The organism is Propionivibrio soli (assembly GCF_025770765.1).
In the GTDB taxonomy this organism is placed as follows: domain Bacteria; phylum Pseudomonadota; class Gammaproteobacteria; order Burkholderiales; family Rhodocyclaceae; genus Propionivibrio; species Propionivibrio soli.
On the sequence record NZ_JANZKY010000018.1, the window covers coordinates 21,782 to 38,530 of the forward strand.

Genomic DNA, 16,749 nt, shown 5'->3' on the forward strand with positions numbered 1-16,749 from the left:
CATAGAACCGAGTCCGACAGGGAATCCATAAAGCATGAACGAACGCGAAATTGACCAGGAATTGGTCGAGCGCGCACAGGCAGGCGACAAGCAGGCTTTCGAGCAGTTGGTGGAGAAGTACCAGCGCAAGCTTGGGCGCTTGTTGTCGCGCTTCATACGGGACCACGCCGAGGTTGAGGACGTTTCCCAGGAGGCGTTCATCAAGGCGTATCGCGCATTGCCGTCATTTCGCGGCGAGAGCGCGTTTTACACATGGCTGTATCGAATCGGCATCAATACCGCCAAAAACTATTTGGTGGCCAAAGGGCGGCGTGCTCCGACCTCAACCGATTTCGACGCTGATGAAGCCGAAACCTTTGAAGACGCGGATCAGTTGCGGGATATCAATACACCTGAGCGGCTGCTGCAGTCGAAGCAAATCGGGCAGACAGTCAATGCTGCGATGGAAGCGTTGCCGGAGGAGTTGCGCAATGCGATTGTGTTGCGTGAGATCGAAGGGCTGAGCTACGAAGAAATCGCCGAAGAGATGAATTGCCCGATCGGAACCGTTCGGTCGCGGATTTTCCGCGCGCGGGAAGCCGTTGCCGAGAAGCTTCGACCGCTGCTCGACACGGCGCCGGACCATCGCTGGTAGTTTTTGCGTGCTTCTCAGCGAAAGCGAGCTTCACTCTCCGCCCGGTATCGACGCCAGTGGGACTGTAATTGCGGTCGATGGCGGGTACGCTACCGTTCGCGTGAACGATGTGGGGTGCGGGCGGTGCCACGAGGAGGGCGGGTGCGGCGGGAACAACATCGGCCGCATGCTTTGCAGTGATTCACGAAGCTTCGACGTATTGAATGACGCCGGCGCCGAAGTCGGGGAAAAAGTGACGCTAACGGTTCCTGTGGGCGCCGTTCGGCGGGTTGCTGCTGCGGCTTACGGCATTCCGCTCATGGCCCTCTTTGCGGGAGCCGGCTTTGGTATGTTCGCCGCCGGTGACGGAGGAGCGATTGGCGGGGCTGTTGCCGGGCTTTTGGTGGGGTTTGTCACGCTTCGTTCCGGCGTAGTTCAACGCTATCTCCAGCAACCCGGAAGACCTTATATCCGCCATTGATTTTCTCGCGGCCGCTCACATGTCGTCCGCAACAGTCGTTTTTCACTTGCGGAGGGTTCGCCTCTCTATGAAACACATCCTTGCGGCGTTTTTTCTTGTCGTGCTTTCCTTGGCCGCCCAAGCACAAGGCAGGTCATTGCCGGATTTTTCAGAGTTGGTCGAACGGCAGGGGCCGGCCGTGGTAAACATCAGCACGACGCAGATCGTCCGTGGAGGTTCTCGTGGAGAGCAGCCGTCTTTTCCGGAAGACGATCCGATGGCGGAGTTATTCCGCCGTTTTTTTCGTGGGCAACCGGGGATTCCGGGCTTGCCGAATAAGCCAAGAGAGTTCGAGAGCCGTTCCTTAGGCTCCGGCTTCATCGTGAGTGCCGATGGCTATATCCTTACGAATGCTCACGTTGTGGATTCGGCTGATGAAATCACCGTGCGTCTGACGGACAAAAGGGAACTCAAAGCCAAGGTCATCGGGGCAGATAAAAGAACGGACGTAGCACTGATTAAGGTTGATGCGACTGGTTTGCCGACTGTACGGATGGGTGATCCCAATGTGCTTCGTGTCGGAGAATGGGTTGTGGCGATTGGATCACCATTCGGATTCGAGAACAGCGTTACGGCGGGTATCGTGAGCGCGAAGGGCCGGTCGCTGCCGCAAGAGAATTTCGTCCCGTTCATCCAGACAGATGTCGCTGTGAACCCGGGTAACTCCGGGGGACCCTTGTTCAACATGAACGGCGAGGTGGTCGGCATCAATTCGCAGATCTATAGCCGTTCCGGTGGCTTCATGGGTATTTCCTTCGCAATCCCGATCGACGTCGCGATGGATATCCAAAACCAGTTGAAGGCGAACGGCCGTGTGAGTCGAGGACGGATCGGCGTTGTAATCCAAGAGGTGACGAAGGACTTGGCAGAGTCGTTTGGTTTAAGCCAGCCTCAGGGCGCCGTGGTCAATGCGGTTGAGAAAGACGGGCCGGCCGAAAAGGCAGGGATCGAGCCTGGAGACATTATTCTGAAATTCGACGGCAAGGCCGTCGCGAGCTCAGGAGATCTGCCCCGCATCGTTGGCGGAACGAAGCCTGGGGCAAAGGCCACGGTGCAGGTATGGCGAAAAGGCGCGGTGCGTGACCTTAATATAGTGGTGGGTGAAACGCCTGAAGAAAAGCAGACGGTACGTGTCGGACGGGCAGGAAAAGCGCCCGAGCAGGCTGCAAACCGGCTCGGCCTAGTTGTCTCTGAACTGACTCCCGAACAGAAGCGTGAATTGAAAGTGAATGGCGGACTCGTCGTCGACGATATTCGGGGGAATAGCGCGCGGGCGGATTTGCGCGTCGGCGACATAATCCTTGCCTTGATTGCTCGTGGCGAAACGACCGAAATCAGGGGCGCGGAGCAGTTCAACAAGCTTCTTGCGCAATTTGATCGCACAGCGAATGTGACGTTGCTGGTAAAGCGCGGGGAATTGCAGACCTTTGTTACGATCAAGGGGCTCCCGAAGTGACTGGCGCTGTTGGTAGCAGGAGGATCGAACTGAGGCTTCTCTCGCGGACTTATTGTCACCTTTGCGAGGAAATGGAGGCTGCGCTGCTTCCTCTCATCGAAGGGAAGGCTGTCAGCCTCGTCGTGGTCGATGTGGACAGTGACCCAACTTTGGAAGAGCGCTACGGCGAGTCGGTCCCCGTGCTTCTTCACGAAGAACATGAGTTGTGCCGCCATGTGCTGAATGCCGCCAAAGTCCGTGATCATTTGGACGAAATCCGCTAGAATCCGCGTTTTACGACAAATCGAACAAAGGGTGCCTGCCGGCACCCTTTTTTTCAGTGCCGCCTCGCATGCAACGGATCCGTAACTTCTCCATCATCGCTCATATCGACCACGGGAAATCGACGCTCGCCGACCGCATCATCCACTTGTGTGGGGGGTTGTCGGATCGCGAAATGGAGGCCCAAGTCCTCGACTCAATGGACATTGAGCGCGAGCGTGGGATCACGATTAAGGCCCAGACCGCTGCCCTCCAGTACAAGGCGCGCAATGGCGAGGTCTATAACCTGAATCTCATCGACACGCCGGGACACGTGGACTTCTCCTATGAAGTCTCGCGTTCGCTTTCCGCGTGCGAGGGAGCGCTTCTTGTCGTCGATGCTTCGCAAGGGGTTGAGGCGCAAACAGTGGCCAATTGCTACACGGCCATCGACCTTGGTGTCGAGGTCCTTCCGGTCCTGAACAAGATCGACCTGCCTTCTGCCGCACCGGACAATGCGAGGACGGAAATCGAGGACGTCATCGGCCTCGACGCATCGCACGCGATTCTCGCCTCCGCCAAAACGGGCTTGGGCGTCGAGGATATTCTGGAAGCAATCATCGAGCGCATCCCGGCTCCGAAAGGCGATGTCGACGCTCCGCTCAAGGCGTTGATCATTGATTCCTGGTTCGATAACTATGTCGGCGTCGTGATGCTCGTACGCGTTGTTGATGGTTGCCTTCGTCCCAAAGACCGCATTCGTCTCATGGCGCATGACTCGACGTATCTGTGCGAGCAGGTCGGGGTTTTTACGCCCAAGGCGATGCAGCGGGACGCCCTCTCTGCCGGCGAAGTGGGGTATGTGATTTCGGGCATCAAGGAGCTTCAAGCGGCCAAAGTCGGGGATACCGTAACGCTGGCCGATCGCTCCGCATCGGAACCGCTGCCAGGATTCAAGGAGATCAAGTCGCAGGTGTTCGCGGGCCTGTATCCCGTCGAGGCCAATCAATACGATTCCTTGCGCGAATCACTGGAAAAGCTGAAACTCAACGATGCGTCCCTGCATTACGAGCCGGAAGTCTCGCAAGCGCTCGGCTTCGGCTTTCGTTGCGGCTTTCTCGGCCTGCTCCATATGGAGATCGTGCAGGAACGGCTGGAGCGTGAGTTTGACCAGGATCTGATCACCACTGCGCCGACGGTCGTTTATGAAGTCCTTATGCGTGACGGGTCGGTGGTCGAGGTCGAGAATCCGGCAAAGCTGCCCGAATTCACCAAGATCGACGAAATCCGCGAACCGATCATTACGATTACGGTCTTCGTCCCCCAAGATTACGTCGGCAACGTTATCACCCTGTGCAATCAGAAGCGTGGCAATCAGGTGGATATGACCTACCATGGCCGACAGGTTCAGCTCGTGTATGAAATGCCGATGGCCGAGGTGGTCATGGACTTCTTCGACAAACTGAAGTCCGTTTCGCGCGGCTACGCCTCGCTTGACTACGACTTTAAGGAGTTCCGGGCCGCCGACGTGGTGAAACTCGACATCCTGATCAATGGCGAGAAGGTCGATGCGTTGTCGATGATCGTGCATCGGGCAAATTCGGTCTTCAGGGGACGGGAGCTTGCGGCCAAGATGCGGCAGCTGATTCCACGCCAGATGTACGACGTGGCAATTCAGGCCGCGATCGGTTCCAATATCATCGCGCGCGAAAACGTGAAGGCATTGCGCAAGGACGTGCTCGCAAAATGTTATGGCGGGGACATTACTCGCAAGAAAAAATTGCTTGAGAAACAAAAAGCCGGCAAGAAACGAATGAAACAGGTCGGCTCGGTCGAGATTCCGCAGGAGGCGTTCCTTGCCGTACTGCGTATCGGAAAGTAGGGGAGACTAAGTGAATTTTGCGTTGATTCTATTTTGCCTGCTCGTGGTCACGGGAGCTGCCTGGGCCGCGGATGTGCTGGTTTTCCGCAAGCGGCGGGCTCACGGTGCTAAAGACCCTTGGTGGGTGGAATATGGGGCTAGTTTCTTTCCGGTCATCCTGCTTGTTTTCGTTCTGCGTTCTTTCGTTGTCGAGCCGTTCAAGATTCCTTCGGGATCGATGATTCCCACGCTTCAAGTGGGCGATTTCATTCTCGTCAATAAGTTCACATACGGGATTAGGCTGCCGGTGATCAACAAGAAGATCATTGACGTGGGTGAACCCAAGCGCGGTGATGTTATGGTGTTTCGCTACCCAGAAGACCCGTCACTCGACTACATCAAGCGCGTTATCGGCGTTCCTGGCGATAAAGTCGAGTATCAGAACAAGCGGCTTACTATCAACGGCAAACCGGTCGAAACGACTCGCATCGACGATTATCTTCACCCGGAACGCTTGTATTACTCGAAGCAATTCGTAGAGAAGACCGACGGTGTTGAGCACCAGATTCTCAACGATGATGATGCACCAGCATTTATCTCCGACGTATCGCGGTTTCCTCAGCGCAACAATTGCCTCTACAATAACTCCGGTGTCATTTGCACTGTTCCGCCAGGCCACTTTTTCATGATGGGCGATAATCGGGATAACAGCCGCGATAGCCGTTTCTGGGGTTTCGTTCCGGAGGAGAACATTGTTGGCAAGGCGTTTTTCATCTGGCTTAATCTGGGCGATCTGAAACGGATCGGCTCGTTCAAATAGGGGAGGTCCGCTGTGAAAAACCAGCGTGGTGTTGCGCTTTCTGGAGTACTGTTCTGGGGTATCGTCATCGCCTTGTTGGCGGTGCTGGGAATGAAGGTGGTGCCCGAGTACGTCGACTATTTCAAGGTCGTCAAGAGCGTCAAATCGATTGCCGCCGATTCGTCCGGGAAAACAGTGCCAGAAATTCGCGCCGCTTTCGATCGGTATGCGGATGTTAACTACCTGAAAGATATCAAGGGCACGGACCTCGATATTTCCAAGGACGGGAACCGCGTTGTGATCGCATTTGCATACGAGCGGCGCATTCCGCTTTTCTACAACGTTAGCCTGTTGATCGATTTTGAAGGTTCGTCGGCAGGGCGCGACTAGAGCGAATGGCAACCCGGCTGGAGCAGGCGTTAGGCTTCCGTTTCAACAATAGCTCGCTGCTGCAGATTGCACTGACGCATCGCAGCCACAGTTCGCCGCACAACGAACGGCTGGAATTTCTTGGCGATTCAATTCTGAACGCCACGATTGCCCGGCAACTTTTTGATCGTTTCCCTGACCTACCGGAAGGTGATCTGTCCCGCCTACGTGCTAATCTCGTCCGGCAGGACAGCTTGCATCGCCTCGCCGTTTCCTTGTCGCTCGGAGATGCTCTCCGTTTGGGCGAAGGGGAACTGAAGAGTGGCGGCGCGCAACGACCGTCAATCCTTGCCGATGCTCTCGAGGCGGTATTTGGAGCCGTCTGGCTTGATTCAGGGTTGGAAGCGGCGAGTGAGGTCATTGGACGGTTGTATGCTGAGTGGCTAACCGCAATCGTCCCAGGGCAGCCGATCAAGGACGCCAAGACGCGCTTGCAGGAACTTTTGCAGGGGCGGCGTCTTCCGTTACCAAAGTACGCGCTTGCCCGTGCGTCCGGCGAAGCACATGCACAGCAGTTCACCGTCGTCTGTGAAATCGAAAGCCTTCGGGTGTGCACAGAGGGATATGGCAGCAGCCGCCGTGCGGCCGAGCAAATGGCGGCGGAAAGCGCGTTGAAAAGGTTGCAGGAACCATGAGCGAAATGAGATCAGGGACGATTGCCATCGTTGGGCGCCCGAACGTCGGTAAATCAACGCTCATCAATCGACTGATCGGCGAGAAGATCAGCATTGTGTCTCGTAAGGCACAGACGACGCGCCATCGGATCATGGGTATCCTGACGAACCCGGATGCTCAATATGTTTTTGTCGACACGCCGGGATTTCAGACCAAGCACAAAAACGCTCTGAACCGGGCGATGAATCGCGGCGTTACCCGCGCGCTTGCCGATGTAGACGTTATCGTCATGATGATTGACAGCGAGCGTTTCGACGAGCGCGATGAGGCCGTCGTAAAGCTCTTGCCGAGCGACCGTCCTGTCCTTCTTGCCGTGAATAAAACTGATCTTTTCAAGGATAAGACGGCACTCCTGCCGCTACTCCAGAAGCTCTCTTTGAAGCATGACTTTGCTGCCATCGTTCCGGTCAGCGCGGCGAAGGGGGCGCAACTTAAGGACCTGCTTGCTGAAATTCGCAAGCATTTGCCAAACGAGGAACTACTTTTCGGTGAGGATGAGATCACCGACAAGAGTGAGCGTTTCCTGGCGGGCGAGTATATTCGCGAGAAGCTATTCCGTTTGATCGGAGACGAACTGCCATACGCGGCAACCGTCCAGATCGACAAGTTTGAGGTCGAAGGCGCCCTGCGTCGGATCAGTGCGACCATCGTTGTCGACAAAGCCCCGCACAAGGGCATTGTGATCGGCAAGGGTGGGGAAATGCTGAAACGAATTGCCAGCGAGGCGCGACAGGACATGGAACGCTTGTTCGATGGCAAAGTGTTTCTCGAAGTGTTCGTCAAGGTCAAATCCGGGTGGGCCGACGATGAGCGCCTTCTCAAGAGTCTCGGCTACGAGTAGAGCAGACGGGGCAGGGCGCTGATGTGACGAGAGCCAAGGTCGACGGGCAGCCGGCTTTTGTGCTGCATACTTATCCGTTCCGAGAAACCAGCCTCATTATCGAAGCCTTCTCTCGGGACTTCGGCCGTGTCGCACTTCTTGCGCGCGGTGCGCGTCGGCCGCGTTCGGCCATGCGAGGGCTATTGCAGGCTTTTCAACCACTTGAAGTGGGCTGGGCCGGTAAAGGCGAAGTGCAGACCCTGATGAAGGCCGAATGGCAAGGCGGCCAGCCGTTGCTGACGGGAACGGCCTTGTTCTGCGGTTACTATCTCAACGAGTTGTTGATGCACCTGCTTCCGCGGGAGGATGCGCATGAGCGCCTTTTCTCCGTTTACGCCGGAACCTTGAAACGTTTCGCCGAGGCTGTGCGTGAAGCGGATATTCGGCGCTTCGAACGCGCGTTTCTCCAGGAACTCGGCTATGGTCTTACGCTGACGACCGATGCCGAGGGTGCGCCGATCGCGTCCGACGGGTACTATGCGTATGAGATCGAAAACGGGCCAGTGAGGCTTGCACGGGCCGGGAGTTCAGCGCTTTCCGTCAGCGGCAAGACCTTGCTTGATATGGAACGGGACGATTTTTCCGACCCGCGCTCGCTGGTTGAAGCCAAGCAGTTGATGCGCGCCATGATCGCGCACTACACGGGTGGTAAGGAATTGGAAACCCGAAAAATCTTCATGGAGTTGCAAGAGCTATGATCGAACTGGGTGTAAATATCGACCATGTGGCGACGATTCGCCAAGCGCGCCAGACCTATGAGCCCGAACCCGCTTGGGCCGCACTCGAAGCTCATCTCGGTGGCGCAGATGGAATCACCGTACATTTGCGCGAGGATCGTCGCCATATTCAGGATGCAGACGTCGAGAAGCTTCGCTCGCTGACACAGGTGAAGCTGAACCTCGAAATGGCGGCCACGGACGAGATGGTCGAGATCGCATGCCGCCTCAAGCCCGAAATGGCCATGCTCGTTCCCGAAGGTCGCCATGAAGTGACGACTGAAGGTGGACTGGATATCGTCGCTCAGGAAGAGAAGCTCCGGAAAGCGATTAGCCGGCTGTCAGATGCTGGCATCATTAGCAGCGTCTTCATCGACGCCGAACTGGCGCAAGTCGAAGCGGCAGCGCGGATTGGTGCGCGCGTTTGTGAAATCCATACCGGCCCGTACGCCCACGCCTTCCACAACAAAGGGCGGGATGCGGAGAGTCCGGCGGTTCTTGCCGAGCTAGAAAAAGTCCGTGTCGCGGGAGATGCCATCCGGCGCTTGGGGATGCGCTTCAATGCGGGGCATGCGCTGAATTACTTCAACGTTCAGCCGGTGGCAAAACTGCCTGGCATCCGCGAACTGCATATCGGTCATGCCATTGTCAGCCGGGCCGTATTCGTAGGACTTCGCGAAGCGGTTGCTGAGATGAAACGCTTGATGCGCGAGGCGCAGACCTACAGGTCCGCGCCGACGAAATGATCGCAGGCATCGGTACGGACATCGTTGCTGTAGCGCGCTTAGGGAAACTGTATGAGCGGCATGGAGAACGCGCCTTGGAAAAGGTGCTGGCACCAACCGAGCGACGCGAGTTTGCCGCCGCGAGCGACCCAGCGCGCTTTCTTGCCAAACGTTTTGCGGCCAAGGAGGCCTTTGCCAAGGCCTTCGGAACAGGGATCGCCAAGCCGGTGACACTGAGCAATATCGCCGTCACGCACGACGCGTTGGGGAAACCCGTGTTGGCTTATGCGCCCGAGCTGTCGGCTGCCGTACGAGAACGGAACCTGTCCGCTCACCTTTCCATCAGCGACGAGAGAGATTACGCCGTCGCTTTCGTGGTTCTCGAGACGCCATGAGCGAAACGTTTCAATTGCCCCTTGGCCCGTTGATGATCGACATCGCGGGTATCGAGTTGAGCCCGATTGATCGTGAGCGGTTGCAGCACCCCTTGGTCGGTGGGCTCATCCTGTTCGCTCGCAACTACGCTTCGCCCGAACAATTGTGCCGCCTTACAGCCGAGGTCCATGCACTCCGATCGCCGGCGCTCATCGTCGCTATCGACCATGAGGGCGGCCGGGTCCAGCGATGCCGGGAAGGTTTCACCCGACTGCCGCCCATGCGTCGGCTCGGCGAGCTTTGGGAAAAGAAGCCATCGGAAGCTACGGTGGCAGCGGAAGCAATCGGATTCGTCTTGGCGAGCGAACTACGTGAAAACGGTGTCGATCTTTCCTTCACACCCGTTTTGGACCTCGATTGGGGCCGAAGCAGCGTGATCGGAGATCGCTCTCTCCACAGCGACCCGGCCGTCGTTACCGAACTGGCCGGTGCGCTGATCAAAGGGCTCAAGCGTGCCGGGATGGCTGCGTGCGGTAAGCATTTTCCTGGACACGGATGGGCTGAAGCCGATTCACACGTCGCGATGCCGGTCGACGATCGCGAACTGTTTGAAATGACGCCCGACATGACGCCGTATCGGGGCCTGCCGCTTGACGCGGTGATGCCGGCCCACGTGGTTTATCCACGCATTGATGCCCGCCCTGCCGGGTTCTCGCCTGTGTGGATAGGAAAGCTGCGTAATGAATTGGGATTCACGGGCGTCGTGTTCAGTGACGATTTATCGATGCACGGGGCAAGCGTCGCAGGCGACATCGTGGGACGCGTCGAAGCGGCATCGCAGGCTGGTTGCGACATGCTCCTCGTGTGTAACGCCCCGGATGCCGTGGATGAGGTTTTGTGCCGATGGAAACCGGCTGCCGATTCTTCCCGTTCGGCCCGTTTGATGGGACTTTTTCCAAAGAATGCCTCTCTTAAACGTGACGCGCTCTACGCATCGGGTGTTGAACTCGCGCACCGGTTGGTTGGCTAAAGAGCGGGCTAAGAAATAGTAGAAAGTAGAAGGGAAGGGCGGTATCCCAGAAAAGAAAAAGGCGGCAATTGCCGCCTTTTTTGTTCGATCGTGCCGCGTTACTTGACGCGCGCGCGATATTCGTCGGTGCGCGTATCGATTTCGATCTTGTCGCCGATTTCGACGAAAGCCGGAACCGGCAGCTCGTGACCGGTCGCCAGGCGGGCCGGCTTCATAACCTTGCCCGACGTGTCGCCCTTGACGGCTGGTTCGGTGTAAATCACTTCACGAACTAGGATCGTCGGCAGTTCGACCGAGATCGGCTTGCCTTCGTAGAAGACGACTTCGCACGCCATGCCGTCTTGAAGATACTTCAGTGCATCTTCCATGAACTCGGCTTCGATTTCGTACTGGTTGTACTCGGAGTCCATGAAGACGTACATCGGGTCTGCGAAGTACGAGTAGGTAACTTCCTTGCGGTCGAGCTGGACGGTATCGAACTTGTCGTCAGCGCGATAAACGGTTTCGCTCGGCGCACCGGTCAGCAAGTTCTTCATTTTCATCTTGACGACCGAGGCGTTGCGGCCCGACTTGCTGTATTCGGCCTTGAGGACGACCATCGCGTCGTTGCCGACCATGAATACGTTGCCGGCGCGGAGTTCTTGAGCAGTTTTCATAACGGTATATCTGTTCCGGTGGTGACGGGAAAATAGCCGCACATTATAACTTGCTTTTGCAAAAATGCACGAGGGAACTGCACAAATCGTGCTGTTTTAATAGCTTTTTTTCCCATCTGCCTGCGTGTTCCCGAAGCTTCGGCAGAGCATCTCTCAGCATCGCCCACGAGGCCGCTATTTCGCCTGCGCGAGCCGGGTCGTTCCAGGCGCCGTGAAAGGTGTTCAAGGCTTGCCGAGCCGTGCTTGGCAACTCGTCGGCGTAATGCTTCAGAAAGGCGGCGAGTTTCGTGCGGTGGGCTTCGTCCTCCTGCGGATAGATGTGCCAGATGAACGGTTTGGCAGCCCATTGAGCGCGTATGAATGAATCTTCGCCACGCACAAAGTTGAGATCGCACAACCACAGGAGGTGGTCGTAACCGGGTTGGCTCAGGAAAGGAATCAGGCGGATTTCAAGATTCTCACTCCGCACTGCCTCGCCTTCCGAAAGAGAACGCCCGGCGAATCCCTCAATTGCTGGCAAGGTTCGGGTGACCGGCGTCAGGCAGCAAATGGGCTTTTCGCCCGTTGCCCAAATCTTGAGCAGAGGAGGAAGCCCCGGGTTTTCGTACGCGAAAAGCGAAACGAGCAACGCGCCTGGGGCTGGAGGCGTTTGATGCAGCATTTGCCAGAACGCGCCTTGTTGCTCCTGCGAGGCTAGGAACGCTTGGCGTTCAGGCGCGAGTTCCCGTTCACGAAGCAGGCCGCCGGTTTCTGCGGTGAATCCCGGAAAGAAGAAATATTTCGTCAGCGGTAGTTTTGGATGAGGTGAGGGTAGTGTGTGATAACCGGTTACCCAATCCTCAGCGCTCAAGTAGTCCAGGTTGATCCACACCGGCGGCTTGGGCTGGCGCGCCATCGCTTCGATGAAAACCTCCGGAAGGTAGCAGGCGAACGCTTCTACGACGAAGTTACCGGGAACAACCGTGGGGAAGTCGTCGTCCCAACGATGGATCTCAACCCCCGCGATGCTTTGTACATCCAGCCTAGAGTCGACGTCGCTCTCAATGCGGCGAAACGCTTCGAGGTCGGATACCCATAGCCGTGTTTGGAAACCGTGTTCGACAACGAGTTGGCGCGCTAACCGCCAGCAAACCCCGATGTCGCCGAAGTTGTCGACTACCTGGCAAAAAACATCCCAAAGAAGCGGTTTATCAACGAAGCGCATCGTGAACGAGTAAAGGTTTTACGCCCGCCAGCCGCTACGGGGCGCGTGATAACATCGAGCGACATGCTAACCGCTGTTCACATGAACGAAAAGCCAACCTCCGAACCGTTCGACCACAAGGCTCTGTTGGCCACCTTGACCGATCTGCCTGGCGTCTACCGGATGATCGACGCGCAGGGTAACGTCCTCTACGTCGGCAAAGCGAAGAATCTGAAGAAGCGCGTTTCTTCGTACTTCCGCGACAATCATCCGAGCCCGCGAATCGCGCTGATGGTGCAGCAGATTGCGCGCGTCGAAACTACCGTCACGCGGTCAGAAGCCGAGGCTCTGCTGCTCGAGAATAACCTGATCAAGGGTCTCGCGCCGCGGTACAACATCCTGTTTCGCGACGACAAATCGTATCCCTATATCGTCATTACGCGCGAACCGTATCCGCGACTCGGTTTCTATCGCGGTAGTACCGACCGGAAATCAGACTATTTCGGTCCTTTCCCGTCGTCGACGGCGGTTCGCGCCAGCCTCAACCTCTTGCAGCGCATGTTTCGCCTGCGAACCTGCGAGAACTCGGTGTTCAGTAACCGGTCGCGACCCTGTCTGCTCTACCAGATCAAGCGCTGTTCCGGACCGTGCGTCGACCTCGTGACGCCAGAGGCGTATGCCGAGGATGTGCAAATGGCGGCCATGTTTCTGCAGGGGCGGCAGCAGGAGGTTATCGGACGGCTGTCCGATGCGATGGACAAAGCGTCGGCCGACCTCGCCTTCGAGCAGGCCGCGATCTACCGTGACCAGATCCAGTCCCTGCGTCAGGTGCAAGACAAGCAGTTCGTCGAGAGCACGCGCGGGGAAGACGTCGATATCGTGGTAGTGGTAGCGGAGAACGGCCTCTTGTGCGTGAACCTCGCCATGGTGCGCGGTGGCAGGCATCTGGGTGACAAGCCACAATTTCCAAGCAATGCGGCCGAGAGCTCGGCGGAAGAAGTGCTCGCAGCATTCCTCGTTCAGCATTACATGGCGCACCCGATCCCGGCCCGGGTTTATGTCAATCAATCGCTTGCCGACAAAAGCATTGCGGTCGTTCTTTCGGAACTTGCCAAGCGCCCGGTTCCCGTTCTTCAGCCCAGGCAAACGATTCAGAAGGTGTGGGTCGAAATGGCCGAACAGAATGCAAACCTGGCCATTCTTGCGCGCCGCAGTGCCTTTTCCACGCAGCAATCGCGGCTCGCCGCGTTGCGAGAGGTGTTGCACCTCGACATTGAGGAAACCGAAGCATCTGAACAAGAGGATGGCGAAGGCGAGGACGGCCATCAGGGAACGGCGGGGATCCGCATCGAGTGCTTCGACATTAGCCACACGCGCGGCGAATCGCCCGTCGCCTCGTGCGTCGTGTATCACGGCAACGGCATGCGCAAGTCGGATTACCGACGCTTCAATATTACTGACATTGAACCGGGGGACGATTACGCGGCCATCCGCCAAGCGGTATACCGGCGCTACGAAAGGGTGGCGAGTGGCGAACGAGCGGCGCCTTCGCTGATCCTCATCGACGGTGGCAAGGGACAGGTAGGATCGGCCCATGCCGCACTGGAGGAACTCGGTCTCGCGCATCTTCCGATGCTCGGGGTCGCGAAGGGTGAGGGCCGCAAACCCGGTCTTGAAACACTCGTTTTCCCCGATGATCGGGAACCGGTACAATTACCCGCGGAGCACCCTGCGCTTCACCTGATTCAGGAAATACGCGACGAAGCGCATCGCTTCGCCGTTTCGGGGCATCGGGCGCAACGCAGCAAAACGAGAAGAACTTCGCGGCTCGACGAGATTGCCGGGATCGGACCGAAGCGGCGCAAGGCGTTGATTGCCCACTTCGGCGGTTTGCAGGGCATCGCCGATGCGGGGATTGATCAACTGGCGGCCGTTCCGGGAATCAGCCGGGATTTGGCGGAAACGATATACGCGGCTTTGCACTGATGCCTTCCAACATCCCGATGTACTTGACCTGGCTGCGGATCGTCCTGATTCCGCTGATGGTGGGTATTTTTTATGTCCCCGACTCGTGGACGGCCTTTGTCGGCCGGGATCTGCTCGCGACGCTTGTTTTTATCGTTGCCGCGGCGACAGATTGGCTCGACGGCTATCTGGCTCGGCGCTGGAACGAGACGTCGGCCTTCGGCGCGTTTCTCGATCCCGTCGCAGACAAACTGATGGTCGCCACCGCGCTCATCATGCTCGTGCAACTCGAAAGGCTCGACGCGATACTTGCTGTCATCATCATCGGGCGCGAAATCGCGATCTCGGCGTTGCGCGAATGGATGGCCGAAATCGGAGCGCGCAAGAGCGTTGCTGTGTCGATGGTCGGCAAGATCAAGACCACAGCGCAAATGGTTTCCATTCCGCTCTTGCTTTACCACGCGCCACTCGCCGGACTCGATACACAATTCGCGGGAACTTGGCTGATTTATGTAGCCGCTGTGCTTACGTTGTGGTCCATGGGTTACTACTTGCGCATGGCATGGCCGCACCTGACCGGCAAGGCTGACAGCGACTGAGCGGGTGTCAAAGCAAGCGACAAAGCCGGGCGAAAACGTTGACAGCCCCGGTCAAGCCTTTATAATGCGCACTCGCTTCACGCGGCAGTAGCTCAGTTGGTAGAGCGATACCTTGCCAAGGTATAGGTCGAGAGTTCGAGACTCTTCTGCCGCTCCAGTTTTCCAGATAAGCCAGAGATGGCTTTTCCGCGGTTCAAAATCCTATCGTGAGGTAGGCGCGGCGCGATAGCAAAGCGGTTATGCACCGGATTGCAAATCCGTGTAGGTCGGTTCGACTCCGGCTCGCGCCTCCAGATTTGATCACGCGGCAGTAGCTCAGTTGGTAGAGCGATACCTTGCCAAGGTATAGGTCGAGAGTTCGAGACTCTTCTGCCGCTCCAGACAAAAAAGGAAAGTGCTTTGAAGCACTTTCCTTTTTTCCTTTTCGGGACAGGTATAATCGCCCCCCTCAGCCCGGGTGGTGAAATTGGTAGACACAAGAGACTTAAAATCTCTCGGCCGTAAGGCTGTACCGGTTCGATCCCGGTCCCGGGCACCATCCCAATCTTTCCATGATCATATTCGACCTCGCCTGCGTCCACGACCACACCTTTGAAGGCTGGTTTGCTTCCCAAGCGGCTTTTGAGAGTCAACTTGAGGATGGCTTGATCTCGTGTCCTCACTGCGGTTCGGCAGAGGTTCGTCGTGTGCCGTCGGCTGTTCATCTGGCAAAGCCCGCCAATACGCCGCTGGTTGCCCAAGCAACACCCGCGGACCCTAAGACGGGCCTGCTGGATGCCTTTCGCCGGCTGATGTCGACGATCGTGGCCAACAGCGAGGACGTCGGCCGCGAGTTCGCCGAGGAAGCGCGCAAGATTCACTATCTAGAAGCACCGGCCCGCTCGATCCGCGGCGAAGCCAGCGTCGAGGAGTTCGAGGCGTTGCGCGAAGAGGGCATCGAGATCCTGTTGTTGCCGACGATCAAGAAGGAAAACCTGAACTGAGCGGCTGCGGCTGTGCCGCGCTCTCCAGAAACGATCATGGCAAAGCCGGTTATCGGAACGAGCCTCAATCATTGCTCACTTGAAGTTTACTTGGTGGGACTGAGCCAGCGGCAGCAATGAGCCGTTCTCGTAACTCAACGGCAGAATGAAAACATCGAAGACCGTTACTGCGCACCCTTACGCGGGGCGAGGCATCCTGATGGCGCTGCTTGCCACGGTGGCCTATGCCGTCGTCGACGCACTTTCGAAGTACCAGGCGAGGAATTACCCGGTTGGGATGATCGTCTGGGTGCGCTACGCCGTGCCTTTGCTCGTGTTGCTCGGCATTTATCTACCGCGACGTGGCCGCAGCCTGTTCCGCACAGCGTATCCCGGGGTGCAGCTTGCCCGCGGCATTCTGCTGACTGCTGGTACGGTGTTCATCGTCTTCGCGTATCGCCTGATGCCTCTCGCCGAGGCGCAGGCGATCAGTTTTATCCACCCCGTGTTGCTCACCGTGCTTGCCGTCATTTTTCTCGGCGAAAAGGTCGGCGCGGTTGGCTGGTGCGCGGTTCTGGTCGGTTTCTCCGGCGTGTTGATCATCGTTAGGCCGGGCGGAGGCATGTTGACGGCGGCGGCCATCCTGCCCCTCGGGCTGGCATTGAGCTTCTCGTCCTATCAAATGCTCACGCGTTTAATCGCTCCCAAAGAGAGCTCCGTCAACCTTCTGTTTTGTGCCATGCTGGTGGGTACCGTGTCTATGACTTTGGCATTACCTCTCCAGTGGAAACCGCCGACGCTCGAAGGATTCCTTTTCTTCGTGGCGATCGGTCTTTCATCAGGCGTCGGCCACTTCTCGACAATCAAGGCGCTTGAGCTCGCACCTGCATCGTTGCTGGCGCCGTTCGCCTACATCCAGCTCGTCTGGGTAACGGTCCTTGGATCGCTGTTTTTCGGCGATTTCCCCAAGCCGATCACTATTCTCGGCATGGCCGTCGTCGTTGCCGGCGGCCTGCTTGTTGCGGCTTCGCGTCGGTCGTCTGAGCCGCGGTGACGACAAGGCTC

19 protein-coding genes and 4 tRNA genes are annotated in these 16,749 nt (G+C 57.4%); 21 read left to right on the forward strand and 2 right to left on the reverse strand.

From position 1 onward, the window contains the following. Positions 1 to 34: 34 nt before the first annotated feature. The 13 genes from rpoE (at position 35) to nagZ (ending at position 10,319) form a co-directional block, all read left to right on the forward strand. Entirely contained in the window at positions 35 to 634 is a 600-nt protein-coding gene (rpoE, locus tag NZ453_RS19140; RefSeq protein ID WP_263772497.1) for an RNA polymerase sigma factor RpoE, read from the forward strand. 7 nt (positions 635 to 641) lie between these two features. Further along, a complete protein-coding gene (locus tag NZ453_RS19145; protein WP_263772498.1) occupies positions 642 to 1,094 on the forward strand; it encodes a SoxR reducing system RseC family protein in 453 nt (150 codons plus the stop codon). 67 nt (positions 1,095 to 1,161) lie between these two features. Then, the gene (locus tag NZ453_RS19150) at positions 1,162 to 2,589 is read left to right on the forward strand and encodes a DegQ family serine endoprotease (RefSeq protein ID WP_263772499.1); all 1,428 of its coding nucleotides are present in this window, start codon (positions 1,162 to 1,164) and stop codon (positions 2,587 to 2,589) included. Next, positions 2,586 to 2,852 carry a glutaredoxin family protein gene (locus tag NZ453_RS19155; RefSeq protein WP_263772500.1) on the forward strand — a complete coding sequence of 89 codons (267 nt, stop codon included), beginning with the start codon at positions 2,586 to 2,588 and terminating at the stop codon, positions 2,850 to 2,852. Before NZ453_RS19150 ends, NZ453_RS19155 begins: the two co-directional genes overlap by 4 nt. Before the next feature lie 68 nt (positions 2,853 to 2,920). Then, entirely contained in the window at positions 2,921 to 4,711 is a 1,791-nt protein-coding gene (gene lepA / locus NZ453_RS19160; RefSeq protein WP_263772502.1) for a translation elongation factor 4, read from the forward strand. Between the two features lie 10 nt (positions 4,712 to 4,721). Then, positions 4,722 to 5,510, forward strand: coding sequence for a signal peptidase I (lepB, locus tag NZ453_RS19165; protein ID WP_263772503.1), 789 nt, complete (start codon positions 4,722 to 4,724; stop codon positions 5,508 to 5,510). A gap of 12 nt (positions 5,511 to 5,522) precedes the next feature. Beyond that, complete coding sequence (locus tag NZ453_RS19170) at positions 5,523 to 5,879, forward strand: DUF4845 domain-containing protein (protein WP_263772504.1); 357 nt, start codon at positions 5,523 to 5,525, stop codon at positions 5,877 to 5,879. A 5-nt stretch (positions 5,880 to 5,884) separates the two neighbouring features. After that, the gene (rnc, locus tag NZ453_RS19175) at positions 5,885 to 6,553 is read left to right on the forward strand and encodes a ribonuclease III (RefSeq protein WP_263772506.1); all 669 of its coding nucleotides are present in this window, start codon (positions 5,885 to 5,887) and stop codon (positions 6,551 to 6,553) included. Next, positions 6,550 to 7,434, forward strand: coding sequence for a GTPase Era (gene era, locus NZ453_RS19180; RefSeq protein WP_263772507.1), 885 nt, complete (start codon positions 6,550 to 6,552; stop codon positions 7,432 to 7,434). The genes rnc and era overlap by 4 nt, the downstream gene beginning before the upstream one ends. Before the next feature lie 23 nt (positions 7,435 to 7,457). Beyond that, a complete protein-coding gene (gene recO, locus NZ453_RS19185; protein ID WP_263772508.1) occupies positions 7,458 to 8,171 on the forward strand; it encodes a DNA repair protein RecO in 714 nt (237 codons plus the stop codon). Next, the gene (locus NZ453_RS19190; RefSeq protein ID WP_263772510.1) at positions 8,168 to 8,935 is read left to right on the forward strand and encodes a pyridoxine 5'-phosphate synthase; all 768 of its coding nucleotides are present in this window, start codon (positions 8,168 to 8,170) and stop codon (positions 8,933 to 8,935) included. Before recO ends, NZ453_RS19190 begins: the two co-directional genes overlap by 4 nt. Further along, positions 8,932 to 9,309 carry a holo-ACP synthase gene (acpS, locus tag NZ453_RS19195; RefSeq protein ID WP_263772512.1) on the forward strand — a complete coding sequence of 126 codons (378 nt, stop codon included), beginning with the start codon at positions 8,932 to 8,934 and terminating at the stop codon, positions 9,307 to 9,309. The genes NZ453_RS19190 and acpS overlap by 4 nt, the downstream gene beginning before the upstream one ends. Beyond that, positions 9,306 to 10,319, forward strand: coding sequence for a beta-N-acetylhexosaminidase (gene nagZ, locus NZ453_RS19200; RefSeq protein ID WP_263772513.1), 1,014 nt, complete (start codon positions 9,306 to 9,308; stop codon positions 10,317 to 10,319). Before acpS ends, nagZ begins: the two co-directional genes overlap by 4 nt. A 98-nt stretch (positions 10,320 to 10,417) precedes the next feature. On the opposite strand, the gene efp is transcribed toward nagZ, so the two are convergent. Together efp and earP are read right to left on the reverse strand one after the other, a co-directional pair. Beyond that, complete coding sequence (gene efp / locus NZ453_RS19205) at positions 10,418 to 10,975, reverse strand: elongation factor P (RefSeq protein WP_263772514.1); 558 nt, start codon at positions 10,973 to 10,975, stop codon at positions 10,418 to 10,420. 43 nt (positions 10,976 to 11,018) lie between these two features. Continuing rightward, a complete protein-coding gene (earP, locus tag NZ453_RS19210; RefSeq protein ID WP_263772515.1) occupies positions 11,019 to 12,179 on the reverse strand; it encodes an elongation factor P maturation arginine rhamnosyltransferase EarP in 1,161 nt (386 codons plus the stop codon). 81 nt (positions 12,180 to 12,260) lie between these two features. On the opposite strand from earP, the gene uvrC reads away from it, so the two are divergent. The 8 genes from uvrC (at position 12,261) to NZ453_RS19250 (ending at position 16,738) form a co-directional block, all read left to right on the forward strand. Next, a complete protein-coding gene (uvrC, locus tag NZ453_RS19215) occupies positions 12,261 to 14,144 on the forward strand; it encodes an excinuclease ABC subunit UvrC (RefSeq protein WP_263772516.1) in 1,884 nt (627 codons plus the stop codon). Continuing rightward, entirely contained in the window at positions 14,144 to 14,722 is a 579-nt protein-coding gene (pgsA, locus tag NZ453_RS19220) for a CDP-diacylglycerol--glycerol-3-phosphate 3-phosphatidyltransferase (protein WP_263772517.1), read from the forward strand. Before uvrC ends, pgsA begins: the two co-directional genes overlap by 1 nt. Positions 14,723 to 14,803: 81 nt before the next feature. Beyond that, positions 14,804 to 14,879: transfer RNA gene (locus NZ453_RS19225), tRNA-Gly, on the forward strand. 62 nt (positions 14,880 to 14,941) lie between these two features. Next, positions 14,942 to 15,015: transfer RNA gene (locus NZ453_RS19230), tRNA-Cys, on the forward strand. A gap of 11 nt (positions 15,016 to 15,026) precedes the next feature. Next, positions 15,027 to 15,102, forward strand: a tRNA-Gly gene (locus NZ453_RS19235). Positions 15,103 to 15,173: 71 nt separating this feature from the next. Continuing rightward, positions 15,174 to 15,260 (forward strand) — tRNA-Leu (locus NZ453_RS19240). Positions 15,261 to 15,273: 13 nt separating this feature from the next. After that, positions 15,274 to 15,705: a DUF1178 family protein gene (locus NZ453_RS19245; RefSeq protein WP_263772518.1), complete on the forward strand. Its 432-nt coding sequence runs from the start codon at positions 15,274 to 15,276 to the stop codon at positions 15,703 to 15,705. A gap of 145 nt (positions 15,706 to 15,850) precedes the next feature. Further along, positions 15,851 to 16,738: a DMT family transporter gene (locus NZ453_RS19250; RefSeq protein WP_263772519.1), complete on the forward strand. Its 888-nt coding sequence runs from the start codon at positions 15,851 to 15,853 to the stop codon at positions 16,736 to 16,738. The last annotated feature ends 11 nt before the right edge of the window (positions 16,739 to 16,749 follow it).